At 68.1% G+C, this 20,870-nt stretch carries 14 protein-coding genes; 6 read left to right on the top strand and 8 right to left on the bottom strand.

Features of this window, described 5'->3' with window-relative positions; genetic code table 11:
* Positions 1–81 precede the first annotated feature (81 nt).
* From ACFPJ1_RS05840 to ACFPJ1_RS05830, 3 genes are all read right to left on the bottom strand, one after another.
* Positions 82–933, bottom strand: coding sequence for a DUF72 domain-containing protein (locus ACFPJ1_RS05840; protein ID WP_380101831.1), 852 nt, complete (start codon positions 931–933; stop codon positions 82–84).
* Positions 934–1,093: 160 nt separating this feature from the next.
* Entirely contained in the window at positions 1,094–2,173 is a 1,080-nt protein-coding gene (locus tag ACFPJ1_RS05835; RefSeq protein ID WP_380101830.1) for an inositol-3-phosphate synthase, read from the bottom strand.
* 10 nt (positions 2,174–2,183) lie between these two features.
* Positions 2,184–2,765: a helix-turn-helix transcriptional regulator gene (locus ACFPJ1_RS05830; RefSeq protein WP_380101829.1), complete on the bottom strand. Its 582-nt coding sequence runs from the start codon at positions 2,763–2,765 to the stop codon at positions 2,184–2,186.
* A gap of 394 nt (positions 2,766–3,159) precedes the next feature.
* Between ACFPJ1_RS05830 and ACFPJ1_RS05825 the strand changes: the two genes are divergently transcribed.
* Together ACFPJ1_RS05825 and ACFPJ1_RS05820 are read left to right on the top strand one after the other, a co-directional pair.
* On the top strand, positions 3,160–5,382 hold the full coding sequence (locus tag ACFPJ1_RS05825) for a transglycosylase domain-containing protein (RefSeq protein WP_380101828.1): 2,223 nt from the start codon (positions 3,160–3,162) through the stop codon (positions 5,380–5,382).
* A gap of 117 nt (positions 5,383–5,499) precedes the next feature.
* The gene (locus ACFPJ1_RS05820) at positions 5,500–6,711 is read left to right on the top strand and encodes a mannosyltransferase family protein (protein ID WP_380101827.1); all 1,212 of its coding nucleotides are present in this window, start codon (positions 5,500–5,502) and stop codon (positions 6,709–6,711) included.
* Here the strand turns inward: ACFPJ1_RS05820 and ACFPJ1_RS05815 are convergent.
* Entirely contained in the window at positions 6,689–7,963 is a 1,275-nt protein-coding gene (locus ACFPJ1_RS05815) for a transglutaminase domain-containing protein (protein ID WP_380101826.1), read from the bottom strand. The genes ACFPJ1_RS05820 and ACFPJ1_RS05815 overlap by 23 nt on opposite strands.
* Positions 7,964–8,235: 272 nt before the next feature.
* The gene (locus tag ACFPJ1_RS05810) at positions 8,236–12,195 is read right to left on the bottom strand and encodes a GH92 family glycosyl hydrolase (RefSeq protein WP_380101824.1); all 3,960 of its coding nucleotides are present in this window, start codon (positions 12,193–12,195) and stop codon (positions 8,236–8,238) included.
* Positions 12,196–12,482: 287 nt separating this feature from the next.
* Between ACFPJ1_RS05810 and ACFPJ1_RS05805 the strand changes: the two genes are divergently transcribed.
* Together ACFPJ1_RS05805 and ACFPJ1_RS05800 are read left to right on the top strand one after the other, a co-directional pair.
* Positions 12,483–13,409, top strand: a complete 927-nt coding sequence (locus ACFPJ1_RS05805; RefSeq protein WP_380101822.1) for an NAD-dependent epimerase/dehydratase family protein — start codon at positions 12,483–12,485, stop codon at positions 13,407–13,409.
* The gene (locus ACFPJ1_RS05800) at positions 13,406–15,637 is read left to right on the top strand and encodes a glycosyltransferase family 2 protein (RefSeq protein WP_380101821.1); all 2,232 of its coding nucleotides are present in this window, start codon (positions 13,406–13,408) and stop codon (positions 15,635–15,637) included. The genes ACFPJ1_RS05805 and ACFPJ1_RS05800 overlap by 4 nt, the downstream gene beginning before the upstream one ends.
* Positions 15,638–15,755: 118 nt before the next feature.
* On the opposite strand, the gene ACFPJ1_RS05795 is transcribed toward ACFPJ1_RS05800, so the two are convergent.
* A complete protein-coding gene (locus tag ACFPJ1_RS05795; protein ID WP_380101820.1) occupies positions 15,756–16,475 on the bottom strand; it encodes a class I SAM-dependent methyltransferase in 720 nt (239 codons plus the stop codon).
* A 148-nt stretch (positions 16,476–16,623) separates the two neighbouring features.
* Between ACFPJ1_RS05795 and ACFPJ1_RS05790 the strand changes: the two genes are divergently transcribed.
* The gene (locus ACFPJ1_RS05790) at positions 16,624–17,781 is read left to right on the top strand and encodes an NAD-dependent epimerase/dehydratase family protein (protein ID WP_380101819.1); all 1,158 of its coding nucleotides are present in this window, start codon (positions 16,624–16,626) and stop codon (positions 17,779–17,781) included.
* Positions 17,782–17,814: 33 nt separating this feature from the next.
* Here the strand turns inward: ACFPJ1_RS05790 and ACFPJ1_RS05785 are convergent, their stop codons facing one another.
* Positions 17,815–18,705, bottom strand: a complete 891-nt coding sequence (locus tag ACFPJ1_RS05785; RefSeq protein ID WP_380101818.1) for a LysR family transcriptional regulator — start codon at positions 18,703–18,705, stop codon at positions 17,815–17,817.
* Positions 18,706–18,820: 115 nt separating this feature from the next.
* Here ACFPJ1_RS05785 and ACFPJ1_RS05780 point away from each other — a divergent pair, with 115 nt between their 5' ends.
* Positions 18,821–20,101, top strand: a complete 1,281-nt coding sequence (locus ACFPJ1_RS05780; protein ID WP_380101817.1) for an MFS transporter — start codon at positions 18,821–18,823, stop codon at positions 20,099–20,101.
* On the opposite strand, the gene ACFPJ1_RS05775 is transcribed toward ACFPJ1_RS05780, so the two are convergent.
* The gene (locus ACFPJ1_RS05775) at positions 20,078–20,809 is read right to left on the bottom strand and encodes a methyltransferase domain-containing protein (RefSeq protein ID WP_380101816.1); all 732 of its coding nucleotides are present in this window, start codon (positions 20,807–20,809) and stop codon (positions 20,078–20,080) included. The genes ACFPJ1_RS05780 and ACFPJ1_RS05775 overlap by 24 nt on opposite strands.
* Positions 20,810–20,870: the final 61 nt, after the last annotated feature.

Below are 20,870 nucleotides of genomic sequence, written 5' to 3'. Positions count from 1 at the left end.
CCGAGAGTTGTTCCTCTCCGGAGAACATAAGGAGATGCACCCGCCGCTCAGCCGCGGATTTGCTGCCTGTGGATAACGGCTCTAGAAGAGCGTCGGCGGCTCGGCAGGGATCGGCTCGGGGAGCGGATCGAGCTCGGGGACACGAGCTCGGACGTCGTCGTGGAACCGACGAGCCAGCGCCAGGGATTCGGCGTTGTCGGGAGTGTGAAGGAAGATCGTGGGCGAGCGACCTTCCCGCAGCCACGAAGCGGCCTGGTCGGCGAGGTACTGCCAGCCCTTGATCGTCACGTCGACGTCGTCCCGGCCGATGTAGCGCACGATCGGATACTCGGTGAGCGCGCGTGTCCGGCGCTGCACCCGCGGCTTGTTCAGCCAGGCCTCGCGTTCGCCGTAGCTGCTCGCCGGAGTCTGGAAGAGCGTCACCGTGTCGAACGGAACCCACTCGGCTCCCACCCGCGCAAGGACCTGCTCGAGTTGCCACGCCGGACGCTCTTCTTCGAAGAATGCCGGATGCCGTACTTCGACCGCGTAGCGGAAGCCGGTCGGGGCGTGATGCAGGAAGGCGGCCAGTGAGCCCAGATCGGTTGGAGCGAAGGAGGCCGGGAGTTGGATCCAGAGCGCATGGACCCGCGGACCGAGCGGCTCCATCGCGGTGAGGAAGGTCCGCAGTTCCTGGTCGACCTTGTTGAGGCGGTGCTCGTGGGTGATGACCTTCGGGAGTTTCAGGACGAAGCGGAAGTCCGGCTCGACCTGGCCGGCCCACATCTCGACGGTTGCTCGGGAAGGCGTTGCGTAGAAGGTGGTGTTGCCCTCGACGGCGTTGCACCAGCTTGCATAGGCGTGCAGTCGTTCCTTGGGTGGTAGTGGGTGCGGTAGGAAGCGGCCCTGCCACGGCTGGTGCGTCCACATCGCGCATCCCACGTGAAGCCGCATGGGGCAAACTTAGTGGGCCGCCAGGGAGCTGGACGAGTGGCCAGAAGTCTGTGGCTGGGTACGCGAGGAAGCTCGCAGGAGCCGGAAAGAGCCGAGCCCCCGCCGCCGGATGATCCGGCGGCAGGGGCTCCGTGCTGATCAGCCGCGGTGGCGGCCGGGATCAGCGGTCTACTTCGCCCTTGATGAACTTTTCGACCAGGTCGCGGCAGACGTCGTCGGCGTACTGCTCCGGCGGGGACTTCATGAAGTACGACGAGGCGGACAGGATCGGGCCGCCGATGCCGCGGTCCTTGGCGATCTTCACCGCGCGGATCGCGTCGATGATGATGCCGGCCGAGTTCGGCGAGTCCCAGACCTCGAGCTTGTACTCCAGCGACAGCGGGACGTCGCCGAAGTTGCGGCCCTCGAGCCGGATGAAGGCCCACTTGCGGTCGTCCAGCCAGGCCACGTAGTCCGACGGGCCGATGTGCACGTTGCGCGGGTCGATGTCGTCGACCAGTTGCGAGGTGACGGACTGGGTCTTGCTGATCTTCTTGGACTCCAGCCGGTCGCGCTCCAGCATGTTCTTGAAGTCCATGTTGCCGCCGACGTTCAGCTGGTAGGTCCGGTCGACGGTGACGCCGCGGTCCTCGAACAGCTTGGCCAGCACCCGGTGGGTGATGGTGGCGCCGATCTGCGACTTGATGTCGTCGCCGACGATCGGCACGCCCGCCTCGGTGAACTTGTCCGCCCACTCCTTGGTGCCGGCGATGAACACCGGCAGCGCGTTCACGAAGGCGACCTTGGCGTCGATCGCGCACTGCGCGTAGAACTTCGCGGCCTGCTCCGAACCGACGGGCAGGTAGCAGACCAGTACGTCGACCTTGGCCTCACGCAGTGCCGCGACGACGTCGACCGGCGACGCGTCGGACTCGGTGATCGTCTCGCGGTAGTACTTGCCGAGACCGTCGAGGGTGTGACCGCGCTGCACCGTGATACCGGTCGGCGGCACGTCGCAGATCTTGATCGTGTTGTTCTCGCTGGCGCCGATCGCGTCGGCGAGGTCGAGGCCGACCTTCTTGCCGTCCACGTCGAACGCGGCGACGAACTCGACGTCGCGGACGTGGTACTCGCCGAACTGGACGTGCATCAGACCGGGCACGCGCTCGTCGGGCTTCGCGTCGCGGTAGTAGTGCACGCCCTGGACGAGCGAGCTGGCGCAGTTGCCGACACCGACGATCGCTACGCGGATCGAAGTCATCTGGAACTCCTTAATTGGGGGGTGTTGCAGGCGGTTGGTGCTGTTCAGGGGGCCGCTGCTGGCGTCGTTCGCCGTCGATCAGCTCGTTCAGCCAGCGGACCTCGCGCTCGGCCGACTCCAGGCCGTGCCGTTGCAGCTCGAGGGTGTACGCGTCGACCCGCTCCGCGGTCCGGCTCATCGCGGCCCGGAAGTTGGCCAGCCGCTCCTCCATCCGGGCCCTGCGGCCCTCGAGGATGCGCAACCGGGTGGCCGGATCGGTCCGGCCGAAGAACGAGAACCGGACGCCGAACGTGTCGTCCTCCCACGCCGACGGACCGGCGTCGTGCATCGCGCTATCGAAGTGGTCCTTGCCGTCGGCCGTGATCGTGTAGACGATCTTCTGCCTCCGCCCGGCGTCCGGCGTACCGGCGTCGGCGGAGATCAGTCCGTTGCGGAGCATCGCCTTCAGACACGGGTAGAGCGACCCGAACGACAGCACGCGTCCCCAGCCGAACTGGGCGTTGACGCGCTTGCGGAGCTCGTAACCGTGCATCGGCGCTTCGTGTAGCAGGCCGAGTACGGCGAGCTCCAGGACCCCAGTGCGGTTTCCCATGACCCACCTCGCTCGACCTAGTTTGTCATGACCTGATGTATCGGCTCGATACATCGCTTCGCCACTGTAAGCACGGCGGTCCTCGTCCACAACTCCTGACAAAGGTGGACTTTGTCAGGTCCGTCACGCTCCGCCGGGCCGAAACCTGTTACGTCAGGCGCCGACCTGCGTTAACCCCGCTCCGTGGTCGCCTTTCGTCGCTGCGGTGGCACCATGTTCCTGGCCTGTTTCCCGACCGTGTTGCTGGCCGTGACCTTGCTCGCACCGCACGTGAGCGGCTGAGCGGTGCGGGTGACCGCCCGAGCCGCTACGATCCAGGCGGAATAGGGAGCGCTACCACACCGCCCGTACTCTGGGTCGCAATGACTTCAGCGAGATCGTCGAGGATTGCACTGTGAGTGAAGCTCGTAGGAAGGCCCCTTCCCGTGCGCGCGCAAAGAAACATTGGGCACTGAGGATCGCGGGCTGGCTGCTGGCACTGTTCTTCCTCGGCGTGATCGGGGCTGCCGCCACCTTCTTCATCGGGTACCAGACCACGGACATCCCGGACCCCAACAAGGAGTTCGCGACCAACACCACCACGGTCTACTACTCCGACAACAAGACCGTGCTCGGCACGTTCTACGAGCAGAACCGGCGCTCCCTCCCGCTGGCCAAGATCCCGAAGCACGTCCAGGACGCGGTGATCGCGGCCGAGGACCGGACCTTCTGGACCAACCCGGGCATCTCGCCGTCGGGCATGGCCCGCGCGGCATTCAACATCGCCCGCGGCGAGCAGTTGCAGGGTGGCTCGACGATCACCCAGCAGTACGTGAAGGTCATGTACCTGACCCAGGAGCGGACCTTCTCCCGGAAGTTCTCCGAGCTCTTCATCGCCACCAAGCTGAGCCGCTCGGAGGACAAGAAGAGCATCCTCGAGGGCTACCTCAACACCATCTACTTCGGTGAGGGCGCGTACGGCATCTCTGCGGCCGGCCAGGCGTATTTCGGGGTGGGCAACCCGCAGAAGCTCACCGTCCCGCAGGCGGCCCTGCTCGCCACGGTGCTCAACAACCCGACTTTGTTCGACCCGTACGACAAGTCCCCGACCACGAAGAAGCGGATCCTCGAGCGCTACCGCTACGTGCTCGACGGAATGCGCCAGACCGGCACCATCACCGACGCCCAGGCGCAGGTGTACAGCAAGCAGATTCCCAAGGTCGTGACGGCCAAGCGGAGCGACCGCTTCAAGGGTCCGCAGGGCTTCCTGCTCGACATGGCCCGCAAGGAACTGGTGAAGGTCGGCATCCCCGAGGACGAGATCAGCGGCGGCGGCCTGCGGGTGGTCACCACCTTCGACAAGAAGCTGCAGGACGACATCGTCAAGGCGGGCACCGAGCGGCTGCCGAAGAAGCGGCAGAACCTCCACGTCGGCCTGGCCTCGGTCAGGCCCGGCACCGGTGAACTGGTCGCCATGTACGGCGGCCCCGACTACCTGAAGAGCCAGTTGAACTGGGCGACGCTGAAGGCCCGGCCGGGGTCGGCCTTCAAGCCGTTCGCGCTCGCCGCGGCGCTGAAGGACGGCAGGAGCATCTACGACGTCTTCCAGGGCGACAGCCCGATCGAGGTCCAGGGGCTCAAGCTCAACAACGAGTTCGACGAGGACTACGGCGACGTCAATCTGCTGAAGGCGACTCAGGAGTCCATCAACACCGCCTTCTACGACCTGGTCGACAAGCAGATGGACAACGGCCCGGACAAACTGGTCGACGCCGCCGAATTGGCAGGGATCCCGAAGACGACGGCGCTGGAGCGTGGCCGCAACAACCCGTCCACGGTGCTGGGACCGGACCCGTATGCCTCGCCGGTGGACATGGCGAACGCGTACGCGACGTTCGCTGCCGGGGGCAAGCGCATGCCGGTGCACACGATCAAGTCGGTCAAGGGTCTGGACAACAAGACCAAGTGGGCGGATACGTCCCTGGCCAAGCAGGGCGAGCAGGTCTTCGAGCCCGAGATCGCCAACACGGTCAACTACGTGCTGCAGAACGTCGTCGAGAAGGGCACCGGCGAGGACGCCAAGGAGCTCGACCGTCCGGTGGCCGGCAAGACCGGTACGGCCGGTGGTGTCGCCCTCGAGCACCGCGCGGCGAACGCCAAGTGCGATGGCTGCAAGGACGGCGATGACACGCTGACCTCCTGGTGGGCCGCTTATACGCCGCAGTTGTCCACAGCGGTGCTCTACCGGGCCGGCGCGAGCGGTGAGGGCGACCTCGACCCCTACAGCTCGGACAAGGCCTTCTTCGGTGGCAACTGGCCGGTGAAGACCTGGCTGGCCTTCATGGAGCCGGCGCTCGACGGGCAGCCGGAGGCCGAGTTCCCCGAGCCGGACGAGGACTCGATCAAGGACACCTCGACACCGACGTTCACGCCGAGCGAGCCGCCCCCGAACACCCCGAACGACCCGCCGACCCCGACGCCCTCGCGCACTCCGGACAAGCCGACGGAGACGCCCACCGACAAGCCCACCGGCAAGCCGACCAGGACCAAGACACCGAGGCCGCCATGGCCGACGTTCACCCCACCGGTCAGTACGCCGAACCAGCCCCAGCCAGGCGACAACCCCGCCAACGGCTGACCACGGAGACGGCACCCTTGACCCGGGTGCCGTCTGCGTTCATGGAGAGTGACTGGGGATGGGGCACCATGGGGATGTGGAGGGTGACGAGGCGGCCGGGCGCGCGCGGATGGGCCTGTGCGCAGGAACGAGCGCCTAGTGGTGGTTGAGCGGACGGCTGACGAGGAGCGGCCGGGCAGGGCGAGGCGGGCTCGGGCGGCTGGTCGGTTCCGGGAGTTCGTGCCTGACCTGATGGCCCGGGAGACGCTCGGCTGGTGGCTGGTCAGCCGGATCGGGATCTTCGTCCTGTCGATCTCCGCGCCGATGCTGTTCAACCGCGGCGACACCTACCCGAACGTCTGGCGCGCCTGGCTGCAGTGGGACGTCTGGCACTTCAAGGCGATCGCGGAGTTTGGCTACAACAACGGTGAACCCTCCGGGGCGCCGCTGGCCGCGTTCTTCCCGGGGCTGCCGTTCCTGATGCGCTGGGTCGGCTGGATCGGGATCGGCCCGGTCGCCGCCGGCATCGTCATCTCCCTGGTCGCGAGCGCCTTCGCGGGAGTCTCGCTCGCCCGGCTCGCGCAGTACGAGTTCCCACAGCTCGCGAACCTCGGCCCGAAGGCGGCGCTGATGTGGTTCGCGGCGCCGGTCGGCGTGTTCCTGGCCGCGCCGTACACCGAGGCGCTGTTCTGCGCTTTCGCCTTCCCCGGCTGGCTCGCCGCGCGACAGGGCCGCTGGGCGCGTGCGGCGATCTTCGTCGCGCTGGCGGCAACCGTCCGGGTATCCGGGATCTTCCTCGCCTTCGCGCTGGTGGTCGAGTTCCTGACCTCGAAGAAGCGCGACTGGCTCTCGATCCCGTGGCTCGCGCTGCCGGCCATCCCGGTGCTCGGCTTCATGGCGTACCTGAAGCAGATCCACGGTTCCTGGTTCGCCTGGCAGGACGCCCAGGAGAAGGGCTGGGCGCGCGAGTTCACCAAGCCCTGGATCTCGCTGATCCACACTGTGGAGGCCGCGACAAAGGGGCACTTCTCGGCGGATCGCAGTGACTGGACCTGGATGTTCCGGGCGGAACTGGTCGCGCTGGCGGTCGGCCTGCTGCTGCTCGTCTGGTTGCTCTGGCGCCGGTCATGGGGCGAGGCGGCCTGGGTGGCGAGCACGATCGCCGCGTTCGTCACCTCGTTCTGGATCTACTCGCTGACCCGCGCGACGCTGCTCTGGTGGCCGCTGTGGATCGGCCTGGCGGTGCTCGCGGAACGAAGACCGTGGCTGGGCCGCCTCTATCTGGCGGTGGCGATACCCCTCGGGGCGATCTGGGCAGCCGCCTTCTTCACGGGCCGCTGGTCCGGCTGACCTCCCGCACCAGGTAGCTGAACCTCCGCGCCGCCGTTTCGCCGTACGGCGTGATGATGCTGACGGCGAGTTCGTGGACGCCGGGGGTGAGGTCGAGCGTCCACTCGTCGGTGTCGACCACCTCTGTGCCGATGCGCAGCCGGATCCCCGTGCCGTAGGGATGGGAGTGGGTGAAGAGCGCGGTCGACGTGGTCCCGGTGCCGCCCAGGCCCGTGGTGATCGCCGACAACCGCGGATAGGCGAGATCGCCGTCGCGCAGCAGCCTCGGAGTACGGATGGCTCGCATCTCCTGGAAGACCGGCGCGAACGAGCCCTCGGCCCAGGTGTATCCCGTGGTCGTGGCGGACGCGAAGTACGTGAACCAGCCCGCCGCCTGCGCCTCCGTCAGCGACTCCACCTCACCCGCCCCGACGAACGCCGGTACTGCGGACCCAGCCGCGGCCAGTCGCTGCAGGTCCCGCACGCCGAGGGGGTTGCCACCGGCATCGGTCCAGTACGAGCCGTTCTGCCCGTCCAGCAATACCCACCGGTCGAGGTCGTCGATCCACGCCTCGCTGACCACGTGGCCGCGGCCGACGCCGACGTGGTGGTTCAGCTGCCGCAGATCAACCCGGCGCGACGGGATTTGTACTGCGTTCAGCGCCTGGCTGAGCACGATCGAATACTCGACACAGGCGAACCGCGCGCCGGCATCCACGCGCTCCAGCACGTTCAGCGCATCCGGGTCCTCGACGTGGTCGTTCGCGTGGGCCCAGGAGTCGTGCACCCAGGCGAGCAGTCGAGTAGCCGTCTCCCAGGCCGACGCCGTGGCCTCGGGCAGCCGGTCCAGCAGGGCGGCCTCGCGCTCGGGGCTGATCCGGTAGAGCTCGATGGGCAGTGCGGGACCAGGCTCCGGCCACTCGGTCAGTTCCACGAGCGCCAACGGCACATTCGCCTGGATCCGGCGCTGCAGCTCCGGCCAGGTGGCGTCGACCCCGAACAGCTTCTCGAGTTCCCCCTCGAACAGCTCCGGCTGGCTGAATCCGGCTGCGATGCTCTCCTCGAGCAACCCGACCGCCTCGGGCGCCCCGAGACGCCGCGCGGCGATCGCGGCGGCCGGGCCCCAGAGATGGGCCCACCACTGGCCGTCGGCCCGCAACTCGCCCACCAGGTCCAGCAGCGACTGGTCGTCCTCATCCCGCGCGAACTGCTCGGCCCGAAGCCGCAACTCAGCCAAGTCACGCGACGGCAGATCATTCACAGGCTCGGTCACCCGGCCATCATCAGCCCCGGTGAGGGTCGCCCCAGGCGGTCATTGTCCGGGATGTGGACAGTTTTGTGGGAAGGCAACCTATCGTGGGACTCGCTCGTCAGTAGGAGTGTTGGGGTGGCAGACCGGGCGGGGTCGCCACCCCTCCACTTCTTCTCCTCACCACCACAAATGTCCGGCGGAACCTCTCAGGGGCAGGTTCCGCCGGAAATTTTTGCCCTGACAGACCTACGGCGCCCGCCGGCCGAGGAGTCGACCGGCAGACGCCGTGAGGGTCAGCCGTAGTTCCTGTCGATGGACTGCGACGGGGTCGGGCTCGGCTGGGTCTGGGCGACCCGCTGGTCACTCGGGTGAGTGCCCGCCTCGACACCCTTCAACGTGCCGAGCAGCTCGAGCTCGGAAAGCGTCACGCCGTCCGCGCCCGCCGGAGTCATCACCAGCCGGTACTGCGTGTACGGCTTCGGCGCGACGACACTGAAGGACCGGGTGTAGGCCGGGAACGCCCAGGTCTGACCCGTACGCCGGTCAACCGTGGCCCAGGTGGTCCCGTCGTTCGAGCCCTCCAGGACCCACGCCGACGGCGCAGTACCGGTGTTTCCGCTGGTCAGGCTGTACATCGCGACCGGGCGACCCTGCTGCAGCTGGACCGTCACCGTCGGGGTGGCCCCGGTCAGCGTGACCTGCTTCTTCGAGTCGTTGTCGGTCAGCGCGGACACGTCCACCCCATCCGCGGCGGTGACAGCGCCTTCGTCCTCCGTCGAGTCGCGCCAGGTCTTCGGGTCCTCACCCGGCTTGGTGAGCGACGGGGGAGCGTCGTTGCGGCCGGCGCCCCAGCTGGACGGCTTGTCGGTCATGTCGAACTCGATCTTGCCGCCGTCGGCGATCAGCGAGTGCGGCAGCGCGGTCGAGGACCACTTCTTGCCGTTCACGTTGACGCCCTTGACGTACAGGTTCTTGGCGCTGTTCTTCGGCGCGCTGATCACCAGCTTCTTGCCGTCCGCCAGTCGCACGGTCGCCTTGGTGAACAACGGAGCACCGATCGCGTACGACGGCGAGCCGACCTGCAGCGGGTAGAACCCGAGCATGCTGAACAGGTACCACGCCGACATCTCGCCGTTGTCCTCGTCGCCCGGGTAGCCCTGGCCGATCTCCGAGCCCAGGTACAGCCGGTCCAGCACCTCGCGGACCTTCTCCTGGGTCTTCGCCGGCTGGCCGGTGAAGTTGTACATGTAGGCAATGTGGTGCGACGGCTGGTTGCTGTGGCCGTACTGGCCCATCCGGACGTCCCGCGCCTCGAGCATCTCGTGGATCGTGCCACCGTATCCGCCGGTGTGCAGCGCGTCCTCCGGAGTACTGAAGAACTCGTCGAGCTTCTTCGCCAGGCCGTCGCGCCCGCCGTACAGCGCGGCCAGTCCGGCGCCGTCCTGCGGGGTGGAGAACGCCATGTTCCAGGCGTTCGTCTCGGTGTAGTCGTGACCCCAGTCGCGCGGGTCGAACGTGCTCGGGGAGTTGCCCCAGACACCGTCCGGACCCTTGCCCTGGAAGAAGTTCAGCGCCGGGTCGAACAGCGTGACGTAGTTGCGAGCCCGGTTCAGGTAGTAGTCGTAGTTGTCCAAGTACTCCTGCTTGCGCGGATCGTTCTTCTTCGCGGCGTCGTACAGCGCCTTCGACATGTTCGCGATGCCGAAGTCGTTGATGTAGCCGTCCATCGACCAGCTGAAGCCCTCGCCGGTGGTGTTGGCCGTGTAGCCGTTGAAGACGCCGCGGTCGAGACCCTTGCGGCCGACGTTCTCTGTCGGCGGGCGGGCGGCGGCGTTCTTCAGCGCCGCGTCGTAGGCCGCCTGGACGTCGATGCCCTTGATCCCCTTGAGGTAGGCGTCGGCGAAGGCCACGTCCGAGCTGGTGCCGACCATCAGGTTGGCGTAGCCCGGGGAGGACCAGCGGGAGATCCAGCCGCCGTCCTTGTACTGCTGGACGAACCCATTCACCAGGTCGGCGGCCTCGTCCTGCGCGAACAGGCTGTACGCCGGCCAGACGGTCCGGTAGGTGTCCCAGAACCCGTTGTTCACGTACGTCTGCCCGGCCACGATCTTGGAGCCGGTCGTCGTCGGGGTGTCCGCCCCCACCTTTGGGGAGGTCGGCGACGCGTAGGTGATCACCGGCTTCTTCGCGGTGCCGGTGTTCTCGGAGCCGTTGTTCGGGTAGAGGAACAGCCGGTACAGGTTCGAGTAGAGCGTGGTCAGTTGGTCCGCGGTGGCACCCTCGACCTCGATCGTGCGGAGCTTGCCGTCCCACGCCTGCTGGGCGGCCGCCTTCACCTTGTCGAACTTGCTGCCCTCCGCGAGCTCCAGCTCGAGGTTCTTCTTCGCCTGCGCGGTGCCGATCAGCGAGGTGGCGATCCGCAGTTGCACCTGCTTCACCTTCGGGTCGAAGGAGAAGTAGCCGCCGACGTTCGCGCCGCCGCCGTCGGCCAGCTTGCCACTGGCGGTCACCTTCTGGTCGACCACGCCGTACACGAAGAGCCGTCCGGCGCCTGTGGACAGGCCGCTTTTCACGTCGCTGTAGCCGGTCACCACGCCGGTCTCGGCGTCCAGGGTGAGGCCGCCGAGGTTGCTGGTGTTGTCGAAGATGAGCGACGCCTGGCCGGCCGGGAACGAGAAGCGCAGCATCGCCGCGTGGCCGGTCGGGGTCAACTCGACCGCGTTGCCGTTGTCGAACGTGACGCCGTAGTAGTACGGCCGGGCGATCTCGTTCTCGTGGCTGAACGCCCACGCGCGGACGTCGCGGTCCGCGGTCGGAGTCGCCGCAGTGGACGGCATCACCTGGAACGTCTGCCGGTCACCCATCCACGGGCTCGGCTCGTGGCTGATCGAGAACGCCTCGAGCTGCGGCTTGTTCTGGTCGTTGTTGCCCTTGGCGTAGTCGTACAGCCAGGAGGTCGACCCCGCGTTGGTGACGGGCGTCCAGAAGTTGAAGCCGTGCGGTACCGCGGTCGCCGGGAAGTTGTTGCCCCGGGAGAAACCGCCGGTGGAGTTCGTACCGCGGGTCGTGATCGCCAGGTCCGACGGGTGCTTGGCCGCGGTCTTCCGGGCTGCGTCGTCCGGGTTCGTCGCCTTGCTGATCCGCACGTCGTCGATCCAGCCGCGGAAGTCCGCCGGGCCGGAGGGCTTGTCGTAGCCGACCAGGATCCGCTTCACCGTCTTGCCGGCGGCCACCTTGCCCAGGTCGGCCTCGACGTTGTTCCACTGGTTCGTGGACAGGCCCTTCGCGTCACCCTGACCGCGCGGGCTGAGCGGGAAGCCGTGGTGATCCTTCGCCTTCAGGTCGCTCAGGTAGGTGCCGTCGGAGAACGCCAGGTCCACCGCCGCGAACGTGCTCGGGTAGCTCAGGTCACCCTCGACGTGCTCGGGGAAGATCTTGTACGCCAGCCGGGTGTCCTTGCCGACCTTCAGGTCCACGTCGGCGATCTTGTTCCAGGTGAAGCCCCGGCCCTCGGCGGTCTGGTGCCCGGCGTACCGGAAGGACTTCACGCCGGTGAAGCCGGTCCGGGCGCGGGCGTTGTACGCGCTGGTCGGGCCCGAGTCGAGCCGCGACTCGGCGGTCTCGCCGGGAGGCGGCAGCGGAGCGCCGTTGGACAGGTACCAGTCGGCCAGCTGGACGATGTCCTCGCCGTGGTTCAGCGTGATGTCCAGCTTGAAGAACTTGTACGCCGTGTCGTTGCTGAAGGTGTATTCCTTCGTCTGGAACCGGTTCTCGAAGTCCTCACCCGTCCGGGTGTCCAGGGTGGTCCAGGCGGTGCCGTCGTTCGAGCCGGACACGGTCCAGTTCTTCGGGTCGCGGCCGTCGGCGTCGTTCGCCGAGGTCAGCGCGTACTTCTTGATCGTGACCGGGGCCGACGTCTCGTAGACCAGCCAGCCGGTCGGCTCGAACACCAACCACTTGGTGAACTTGTCGCCGTCGGCCACGTTCGTCGCGATCTCACCGCCACCGGTGTTCTCGTCGTTGGCGGTCACCTTGGTGACCTTGTCCATCTCGCTGCCGCCGATCCCGGTCGGCGTCGGACCCTCGACGCCGCCGGCGCGCGGTTTCCCGTCCGGGCCGGTCTCGACCTCGTCGGTGTAGCCGGGTTGCGGCTGGCCTGGTTCGAAGGACGTGAAGAAGGAGGAGGACCCGGCGACGACGGGCTGGGCCGTCGGTGCTTCGGCGGGTACGGCGGCGCTTGCTGGCTGCGTCATGGCAGTCATTGTCACAACAAGCCCGAGAGACGTGACGAGCCCCAGGGGGCGGCGGAAGTTCATCTACGGCTCCTTGCGGTTACAGACCGGCAGGCGGAGCCCGAGTGAAGGGTCCCCCACACCGAGATGTTTACGCGGCCCCGATGACAAGGTTGTCAGCACGCGTCGGGGCCGATCCTGCCCACCATCGTCACCCGCGGTCAAGACCTCGTCGCACACCGTCCGCCCGGGTCCCCCGATCAGACGCCGAACGGTCGTTCCGGGCGACCGGCGGTAGGTTGGCTGACATGGTTGAAACGAACTCGGACCTCGACCGGGTGCTGGTGACCGGAGGAGCCGGGTTCATCGGCCGGGCCGTCGTCGCCGCGCTGCGCGAGCGGGCTGCGCCGGTGACCGTGGTGGACCGCGAGCCACCCGACCCGTCGTGGGACGAAGGCGTGACTGTCATCACCGGGGACCTGGCGGACCAGGAGGTTTGCATCTCGGCCTTCGAGACCCGGCCGCGCGCGGTGATCCACCTGGCCGCGCTCACCTCGGTACTGCGCTCGGTGGACGCCCCGATGCGGACGTTCGCGGAGAACGTCACGATCACGCAGGTGCTGCTGGAGTTGTCCCGCGGCAGTGGCGTCGACCAGTTCGTGCTGGCCTCCACCAACGCCGTGGTCGGCGACGTCGGGACCGCCACCATCACCGCGGAGCTGCCCCTGCGCCCGCTCACGCCGTACGGGGCGACCAAGGCGGCGTGCGAGATGCTGCTCTCGGCGTACTCCGGGAGCTACGGCCTGGCGACGGCGGCGCTGCGGTTCACGAACGTGTACGGGCCGGGTATGTCGCACAAGGACAGCTTCGTGCCGCGGATGATGCGCGCCGCGCTGACCGGCGAGGGCGTCCGCGTGTACGGCGACGGGCTGCAGCGGCGGGACCTGGTCTTCATCGATGACGTGGTCGGCGGAGTCCTGCTTGCACTCGACAACCGGTTCGACGGCCGGGCGATCATCGGCTCGGGGAACTCCGTCTCGGTGCTCGACATGCTCGAGACCGTGCGCGAGGTGACAGGTGCCGCGGTGTCGGCGGAGCACATCGAGGCTCCGCCCGGGGAGATGCCGGCCGTGGTGGTGGACGTGTCCGCGAGTGCCGAGACGCTGGGCTACCGGCCTGCCGTCTCGCTGAAGGATGGTTTGGCCCGGACGTGGCAGTACTTCCAGCAGCAGTGAAGAAGGTTCTGAGGACGCACTGGCTGCTCGCCATCCTCCTGGCGGCCGGCCTGGTCTTCCGGGTGCTGGCGACCGTGGCCTACCGCCCGGCGATCATCTACACCGACTCGGTCCAGTACCTGAACAACATGGAGGACCTGAAGCCGGACCAGCTCAACCCGATCGGCTACGACTTCGTACTGCGCCCGCTGGTCGACCTCGGCGGTCTGACCTTGGTCGTGATCGTGCAGCACCTCGTCGGCCTGGCTCTGGGGATCGCCATCTACGCCCTGGCCCGCCGGCTGGGCGTCTACCGCTGGCTTGCCGCGCTGGCCGCCGCACCGCTCCTGCTCGACGCCTATCAGGTGCAGATCGAGCAGAACATCATGGCCGAGACCACCTTCGACCTGCTGCTCGTCGGGATCCTCTGGACCTTGCTCGGCTGGGGCAAGCCCGGCTGGAAGCGTGCGGCGCTCGCAGGGTTGCTCCTGGGCGCCGCCTTCGCAGTACGCACGATCGGCCTGGCTCTGATCGTTGCCACCGTCCTCTACCTCGTCGTGGTGGGCTCGGCCTGGCGCCACCGGAAGACCTGGCCCCAGCTCGTACTGCGGGTCGGGTCGGCGGTGGCCTGCTTTACTCTCGTGTTCGGCGCCTATGTCGGCTACTTCCACGCGGAGACCGGCAAGTGGGCCATCTCCGGCGCCGAGAACCAGGTGCTCTACGGGCGGACCGCAGTGGTCGCCGACTGCGCCAAGCTGCCGCTCAACGAAGGCACCCGGCTGTTCTGCCCCACGGAACCCCTCGGGCAGCGCCTGGGGGTCGACAAGTACGCGCACAACCACTACGGCGACCCGAACTGGCCGGGACCGTTGCCGCCGGGGACCACCAAGCAGCAGTTGGCCGAAGAGTTCAGCGCTCTGGTGATCCGGCACCAGCCGTTCGACGTCGCGTGGGCGGCCTTCAAGGACTTCCTGAAGGGCTTCGCTCCCACCCGGACCACGTCGCCCGACGACGTGCCGCTGGATCGCTGGCAGTTCCAGCTCAGCTACCCGAACCTGTCCGACCCGAACACGGCCAAGGCGGCGGAGAAGTGGGGCGGCTCCGCGCCGCACGTGAACCACGAGCCGGCCGTGATCCTGCGCGCCTACCAGCTGAACGGCGGCTACACCTCCGGCCTGGCGCTGGGATTCGCAGTACTGATCGCACTGGCCGCTGTTGCGGGGTTGGGTCGGGCCAAGAAGTCCGGGCTCCGTTCGGCCGCGTTGCTGCCGGTAGCCGCCGGGCTGATCCTTCTGCTCGGGTCTGCCGCCTTCGAGTTCTCCTGGCGCTACCAGTTGCCCGGCCTGGTGTTGTTCCCGCTGGCGGGAGCGATCGGGCTGCGCGCGTTGCTCGGCGCTGACCAGGGGCGTCCTGCCATGGCCGACTACCCGGACCCGGTGGACTCCGAGGCGCTGGACGACTTCCGCGAGCGGCACGGCGAACCCGCCTTCGCGCCGCTGGTCGTGGTGATTGCCGCCTACAACGAGGCCGGCGGGATCGGCTCGGTGCTGGCGAACATGCCGAAGACCTGCGCGGGGCTGCCGGTCGACGTCCTGGTGGTGGTGGACGGCGCCGAGGACGACACGGCCGAGATCGCCGCCGCGCAAGGTGCGTTCGTCTGTGTTGCTCCCCGCAACCGTGGCCAGGGTGCCGCGCTCAGGCTCGGGTATCACCTCGCTGCCCAAGGCGGAGCGGAGTACGTCGCCACTACGGACGCGGACGCGCAGTACGACAACTCGGAGCTCGACGTGCTCCTGAAGCCGATCCTGGACGGCCAGGCCGACTTCGTCACCGGGTCACGCCGGCTGGGCGCGGAGGACGCGGACAGCCGGTTGCGCTGGGTCGGCGTACGGGTGTTCGCCACGCTGGCGTCGATCCTGACCAGACGGAAGCTGACGGACACCTCGTTCGGGTTCCGCGCGATGCGGGCGGGCCTGGCCTGCGCGGTGACGCTGCGGGAGCCGCAGTACCAGTCGTCGGAGTTGCTGCTCGGGGTGCTGGCCAGCGGCGCGCGGGTAGTCGAACTGCCGATGACGATGCGGCGGCGTGGTGACGGCTCGAGCAAGAAGGGCCCGGGACTCGTGTACGGCGCCAACTACGCGCGGGTGATGACGACTACCTGGTGGCGGGAATACGTGGCTCGGCGGGTGCCCCGGGCCGGGCAGGTCTGGCGAACACGAACCGGTCGAACAGCACGAACTTCAGGATGAACATCACCCCGTAGGTGCCGAGGAACGCCGCGCTGACGATCACGATGATTGCGTACGGCAACAGCTCGCGCCGCCTGTCGGCCCGGCCGGTGTGGCCCCAACAACTTCGGGGTCCTGATCAAGAGGGGACTCGGGCCACGCACAGCACGGTCTGCCCGAACGGCACCCGGACCCGGCTCTCCACCGCACGGGTCGCCGGCACGACGAACCGGTCGTAGATGGCGACCAGCTTGGGATTCGGCGCGGTACTCCCGCCCCGGCGGACCGCGGCCCACCAGGCGATCCCGCCGAGCAGGTTCACCGGTTTCGCGAGCTCCACCTGCAACCCGGCCCGCAGTACGGCGTCACTGACGGTGGCGGGGGTGTAGCGGCGGACGTGGCCGACGCGGCGGTCGAACTCGCCGTACAGCTGCTGGTAGCCAGGCACCCAGAGCACGATGGTCCCGCCGGGCACGACCAGCTCCGCGAGGGAGCGCAGCGCGCCCGCGTCGTCCTCCATGTGCTCGAGCACGTTGATCGCGATCACCGAGTCCACCGGCTTGTCCAGGCTGAGCTCGTCACCCAGGGCGAGCTGCCGCGCCTCGACCTCCGGCCGGTCGGCGAACCGCTCGGCCAGCAGTTCCACCGCGCCCGGGTCCGCATCGGTCACCACCAACCGGTCGAGACCGGTGAAACCGGCGGCGAACTCGCCGAGGCCGGCACCCACCTCCAGGACGGTGTTCCCGCAGTGCGGGGAGATCAGATCCAGCTGGTAGCGGCGGTAACGCGGCTGGTCGGCACCGCCCTGCTCGAGGTCGCGGCCGGTGGCGTCGCTGAAGGCTCCGGTGTGTTCTGGCATCCCGCCCATTCTGCACCGTGCGCTCGGGCGGTGGTCCGTGCGACCTTATTCACAGCAGATTCCCAGCTTCCGGCAAGGTGTTTGAAGCCGGAGTTGGGTAGACATGATCAGGACATAGCAACATTCCTGTCCGGAAGGTGGTCGCTTCGTGCGTGTTCTCGTCCTGGGTGGTGACGGTTACCTGGGGTGGCCGACAGCGCTGCATCTGTCCGACAACGGGCATCAGACGGCGGTGCTGGACAACTTCGCCCGGCGTGGCTACGACCAGGAGCTGGGGGTCGAGAGTCTGGTCCCGATCGAGGACCTGGACACCCGGATCGCCGCGTGGGAGGAAGTCTCCGGGCAGCAGATCGCGTCGTACATCGGTGACCTGCTCGACGCCGACTTCGTCTACCAGGTACTGCGGGAGTTCCGGCCCGAGGCGATCGTGCACTTCGCCGAGCAGCGGGCCGCGCCGTACTCGATGATCGACCGGCAGCACGCTGTGTACACGCAGCAGAACAACGTGATCGGCACGCTGAACCTGATGTACGCGATGGCCGAGGTCGATCCGGACATCCACCTGGTCAAGCTCGGCACGATGGGCGAGTACGGCACGCCCAACATCGACATCGAGGAAGGCTGGCTGGAGGTCGAGCACAACGGCCGCAAGGACCGGATGCTGTACCCGAAGAAGCCGGGCTCGTTCTACCACCTGAGCAAGGTGCACGACTCGCACAACCTGGAGTTCGGCTGCCGGGTCTGGGGACTGCGCGTCACCGACCTCAACCAGGGCGTCGTCTACGGTCAGCAGACCCCGCAGACGGTGCGCGACCCGCGGCTGGCCACCCGGTTCGACTACGACGCGGTGTTCGGCACCGTGCTGAACCGATTCGTCATCCAGGCCGTGCTCGGCGAGCCGCTGACCGTTTACGGCACCGGCGGTCAGACCCGCGGGCTGCTGGACGTCCGCGACACCGTCGAGTGCATCCGGCTCGCGGTGGAGAACCCGGCCGAGGTCGGTGAGTTCCGCGTCTTCAACCAGATGACGGAGAGCTACTCGGTCGCCCAGATCGCCGAGAAGGTGGCCGAGTGCTTCCCCGGCCCGGTCCAGGTCGAGCACCTGGAGAACCCGCGGGTGGAGCAGCCGGAGCACTATTACAACGTCAAGCACACCGGTCTGGTCGGCCTCGGCCTGCAGCCCCACCTGCTGTCCGAGACGCTGATCGAGTCGATGTTCGACATCGTTGCCGCCAACAAGGACCGGGTGAACCTGGGCGCCCTGCTGCCCACGGTCCGCTGGCGTGGCGGGCTCAAGGACGGCTGATCCTCAACCAGGTCTCTGACGGGGCGCTTGAAGCTACGCCGCCTGCCAGGCGGTGACGTACTCCGAGAAGCGGCGCGCTGCCGGGCTGGCGGCGTGACCCTGAGGCAGCACGAGATCGATGCGGCGGACCAGTTCGACCCCGGTCAACGGGACGAGCCGGACCGCCGCGGCGACGCGTGCCAAGTCGAATCCGGTCGGCGCCAGGGTCACGCCGACGCCGGCCGCGACCAGGTCGAGCACCATCGTCCACTCGTTCACCTCGCAGGCGACTCGGCGGGTGATCCCGGCGGCGCGGAAGGCGTCGTCGACCACCACCCGGATCGCCCACTGCGCCGGCGGTTCGACGAACCGCTCGCCGGCCAGGTCCCCCAGCGTGACCGACTTCGCGGACGCGAGTGGGTGATCCCGCGCGACGATCAGCACCACCGGCTCGGCCAGCAATGGAACCACCTCCAGGCCCGGTGCGCGATCCTCGATGAGCGAGACGAGCGCGCAGTCGAGCCGTCCGTCCGCGACCAGGTCGAGCATCTGCAACGCGGGCAACTGCTGGACCGAGATGTCCACCCGCGGATGGGCCAGCGCGAACTCCGCCAGCCAAGACGAGAACGGCAGGGTGTGGCCGCTCGTCTGGAGCGCGCCGATCCGCAGCCGACCAGCGAGAACTCCGTGCGCGTCCTGGACCGCCTGTTGAGCGGCCTGCGCCGCGTCGAGCGTGTGCCGAGCAGCCGGTAGCAACGCCGTTCCCTCCGCCGTGAGCCGGACCGGCCGGGTGCCGCGCACGAACAGCAGCGCGCCGACCTCTTTCTCCAGCGCCCGGATCGACGTCGACAGACCTGACTGGACGATCAGCTCGCGCGCGGCGGCTTGGGTGAAGCTCCGCTCCTCGGCGAGCGCCACGAAATGCCTCAGATGCCGCAGTTCCATAGCTTGAGTATCTCCCCGGGAGATGGAATGCATCTGATCCAGGTCCAGGAAAGCTGATATCGGCCGGCTCGGGACGGCGTTGGCATGAGAGACAACGTCTTTCCGAGAGGCTCTGATGATTACTGCAACAACGACGCGGGTCGCCACCGCGAGCCGTCACATGGCCGGCTTCTGGTTCGTCGCGATCGCCTTCCTGACGCTGATGGCGTTCGGCACGGTGCCGACGCCGCTCTGGTCGATCTACCAGACCCGAGACCACTTCGGTGCGACCACGGTGACGGTCGCCTTCGCGGTGATGGTGGTCGGCGCGGCCGCCAGTTTCCGCCTGCTCGGCCATCTCTCCGACCGCTTCGGCCGGCGCCGGATCATCGTGCCCGCGCTGCTGGTCGGGATCCTGTCCGCCGTGGTGCTGGCCGTCTGGCCGGATCTACCCGGGCTGATCGTCGGTCGCGTGCTGACCGGCATCGCCGTCGGCCTGATGGCGTCCACCGCGACCGCCTACCTCACCGACCTGTACTCCGAGGCGCGTCCGGCGGAGACCGGGTCAGCCAAGCCCGGGTTGGTCGCGACCGCTGTGAACCTCGGCGGTCTCGCGCTGGGGCCCCTGGTAGCGGGGGCGCTCGCGCAGTGGGGCCCCGCGCCACTCCACACGTCGTACATCGTGTTCGGGGCATTGATGGCGGTACTGCTCGGGCTCGTGCTGTCCAGCCCGGAGACCGTCGACACCGAGGCGGCGGACGAGTCCCGGCCGGTGCGGTTCGCGCTGCGGCCAGGGCAGGGCGCGGTGTTCGGCGCCGCCGCGGCCGTCGGGTTCTTCGCTTTTGCCGTGATGGGCTTGTTCTCGTCGCTCGGCGCGATCATCGTCCGCGGTGAACTCGGCATCACGTCGTACTTCGTGTCCGGGCTCGCTCCGTTCACCGCGTTCGCTGCGTCCGCGGTCGCGCAACTCGCGCTGGGCCGGGTGACCTTGGCCAAGGTGCTGCCGATCGGCACGGTGCTCTTCCCGATCGGCCTGGCGTTGACGGCCGTGTCGCTCTACCAGCCCACGTTGTGGCTGGCGCTGACCGCGGCGGGGCTGGCCGGCGCCGGTGCGGGTCTGCTCTTCAAAAGCGCCGTCACCCAGGCGGTGATCGCGGCCGATCCCGCCTCACGTGCGGGTGTGCTGGCGACGTTCTTCGTGATCGCGTACATCGGGACGGGCGCGCCGTCGATCGCCTTCAGCCTGGTGATCCAGCACATTGCCCTGAAGCCTGCGATGTTCGGGTTCGCGACGGTCCTGTCCGTGGGCACCTTCGCCGCGGTAGCGATCGCCCTCCGCGGTGGCTCGACCCAGCGCGGTGGAGCAGCCCAGCGCGGCGGATTGGTCGGTGGTTCAGCGGGTGGCGGCCACCAGTAGCGTGGGGAGGATCGCGAGGAAGCGGTCACGGCGGCCGCGGTCGGCCTGGTCGGCGAGCCACTCGGACGCATCGTCCCGGGTGATCAGCGCCTTCTCGACCGCGGCTGCCGCGGCACCTTCCAACTGCTTGGCCATCAGCCGGTGGTCGGTGATCACCTCGTTGCGGACGAGCACCTCGGCATCGCGGAAACCCGTGTCGAGCAGCAGATCGCGGTAGCTCCGCGCCGCCCGGGGTGCCACCGAGCACGACTCGAGTCCGAGCAGCACGACGTCGGTCAGGTCCTGGTCGCTCCCGTCGATCAGCAGGAACCCGTAGTCCTGGCCGACGAGCACCGCCCGCCCACCGGGCCGCAGTACCCGATGTGCCTCGTGGAGGGTCGGCAAGGGGTCCGCGAGCAGGTGGAACAGCCTGGCGGCGCGGTAGCCGTCGACCGACTCGTCCTCCAGCGGCAGTTGATCGGAATGTGCCACGTGAAACATTGCGTCCGGAGCACGGGAGCGGGCGACGGCGATCGCGTCGGGATCGGCGTCGACTCCGATCGTCTTGATCTGCGCGCGGGTCAGTTCACACACCGCGTGTCCGGCGCCGCACGCCACGTCGACGCAGGTGTCGCCGGGCGCCAGCGCCAGCAGCCGATAGGACTCGGCCCGCAGTGCCGGCGCGCCGGTCGTCTGCTCGATCCGGTCCAGGAAGGTCAGTTCACCCATGGCACCACGCTGCAACCTCAGGTGGACCTGAAGTCAACCCCGGCCGCCCTTTGTCACACAT

It is taken from the genome of Kribbella qitaiheensis, from assembly GCF_042657745.1.
GTDB lineage: Bacteria > Actinomycetota > Actinomycetes > Propionibacteriales > Kribbellaceae > Kribbella > Kribbella qitaiheensis.
This window is presented reverse-complemented; position numbering and strand designations above follow the sequence as displayed.

What these genes read in the sequence shown, in the direction of transcription:
- ACFPJ1_RS05840 (WP_380101831.1), bottom strand. Translation starts at nt 933, where the DNA reads ATGCGGCTTCACGTGGGATGCGCGATGTGGACGCACCAGCCGTGGCAG.
- ACFPJ1_RS05835 (WP_380101830.1), bottom strand. Translation starts at nt 2,173, where the DNA reads ATGACTTCGATCCGCGTAGCGATCGTCGGTGTCGGCAACTGCGCCAGC.
- ACFPJ1_RS05830 (WP_380101829.1), bottom strand. Translation starts at nt 2,765, where the DNA reads ATGGGAAACCGCACTGGGGTCCTGGAGCTCGCCGTACTCGGCCTGCTA.
- ACFPJ1_RS05810 (WP_380101824.1), bottom strand. Translation starts at nt 12,195, where the DNA reads ATGACGCAGCCAGCAAGCGCCGCCGTACCCGCCGAAGCACCGACGGCC.
- ACFPJ1_RS05805 (WP_380101822.1), top strand. Translation starts at nt 12,483, where the DNA reads ATGGTTGAAACGAACTCGGACCTCGACCGGGTGCTGGTGACCGGAGGA.
- ACFPJ1_RS05795 (WP_380101820.1), bottom strand. Translation starts at nt 16,475, where the DNA reads ATGCCAGAACACACCGGAGCCTTCAGCGACGCCACCGGCCGCGACCTC.
- ACFPJ1_RS05785 (WP_380101818.1), bottom strand. Translation starts at nt 18,705, where the DNA reads ATGGAACTGCGGCATCTGAGGCATTTCGTGGCGCTCGCCGAGGAGCGG.
- ACFPJ1_RS05780 (WP_380101817.1), top strand. Translation starts at nt 18,821, where the DNA reads ATGATTACTGCAACAACGACGCGGGTCGCCACCGCGAGCCGTCACATG.
- ACFPJ1_RS05775 (WP_380101816.1), bottom strand. Translation starts at nt 20,809, where the DNA reads ATGGGTGAACTGACCTTCCTGGACCGGATCGAGCAGACGACCGGCGCG.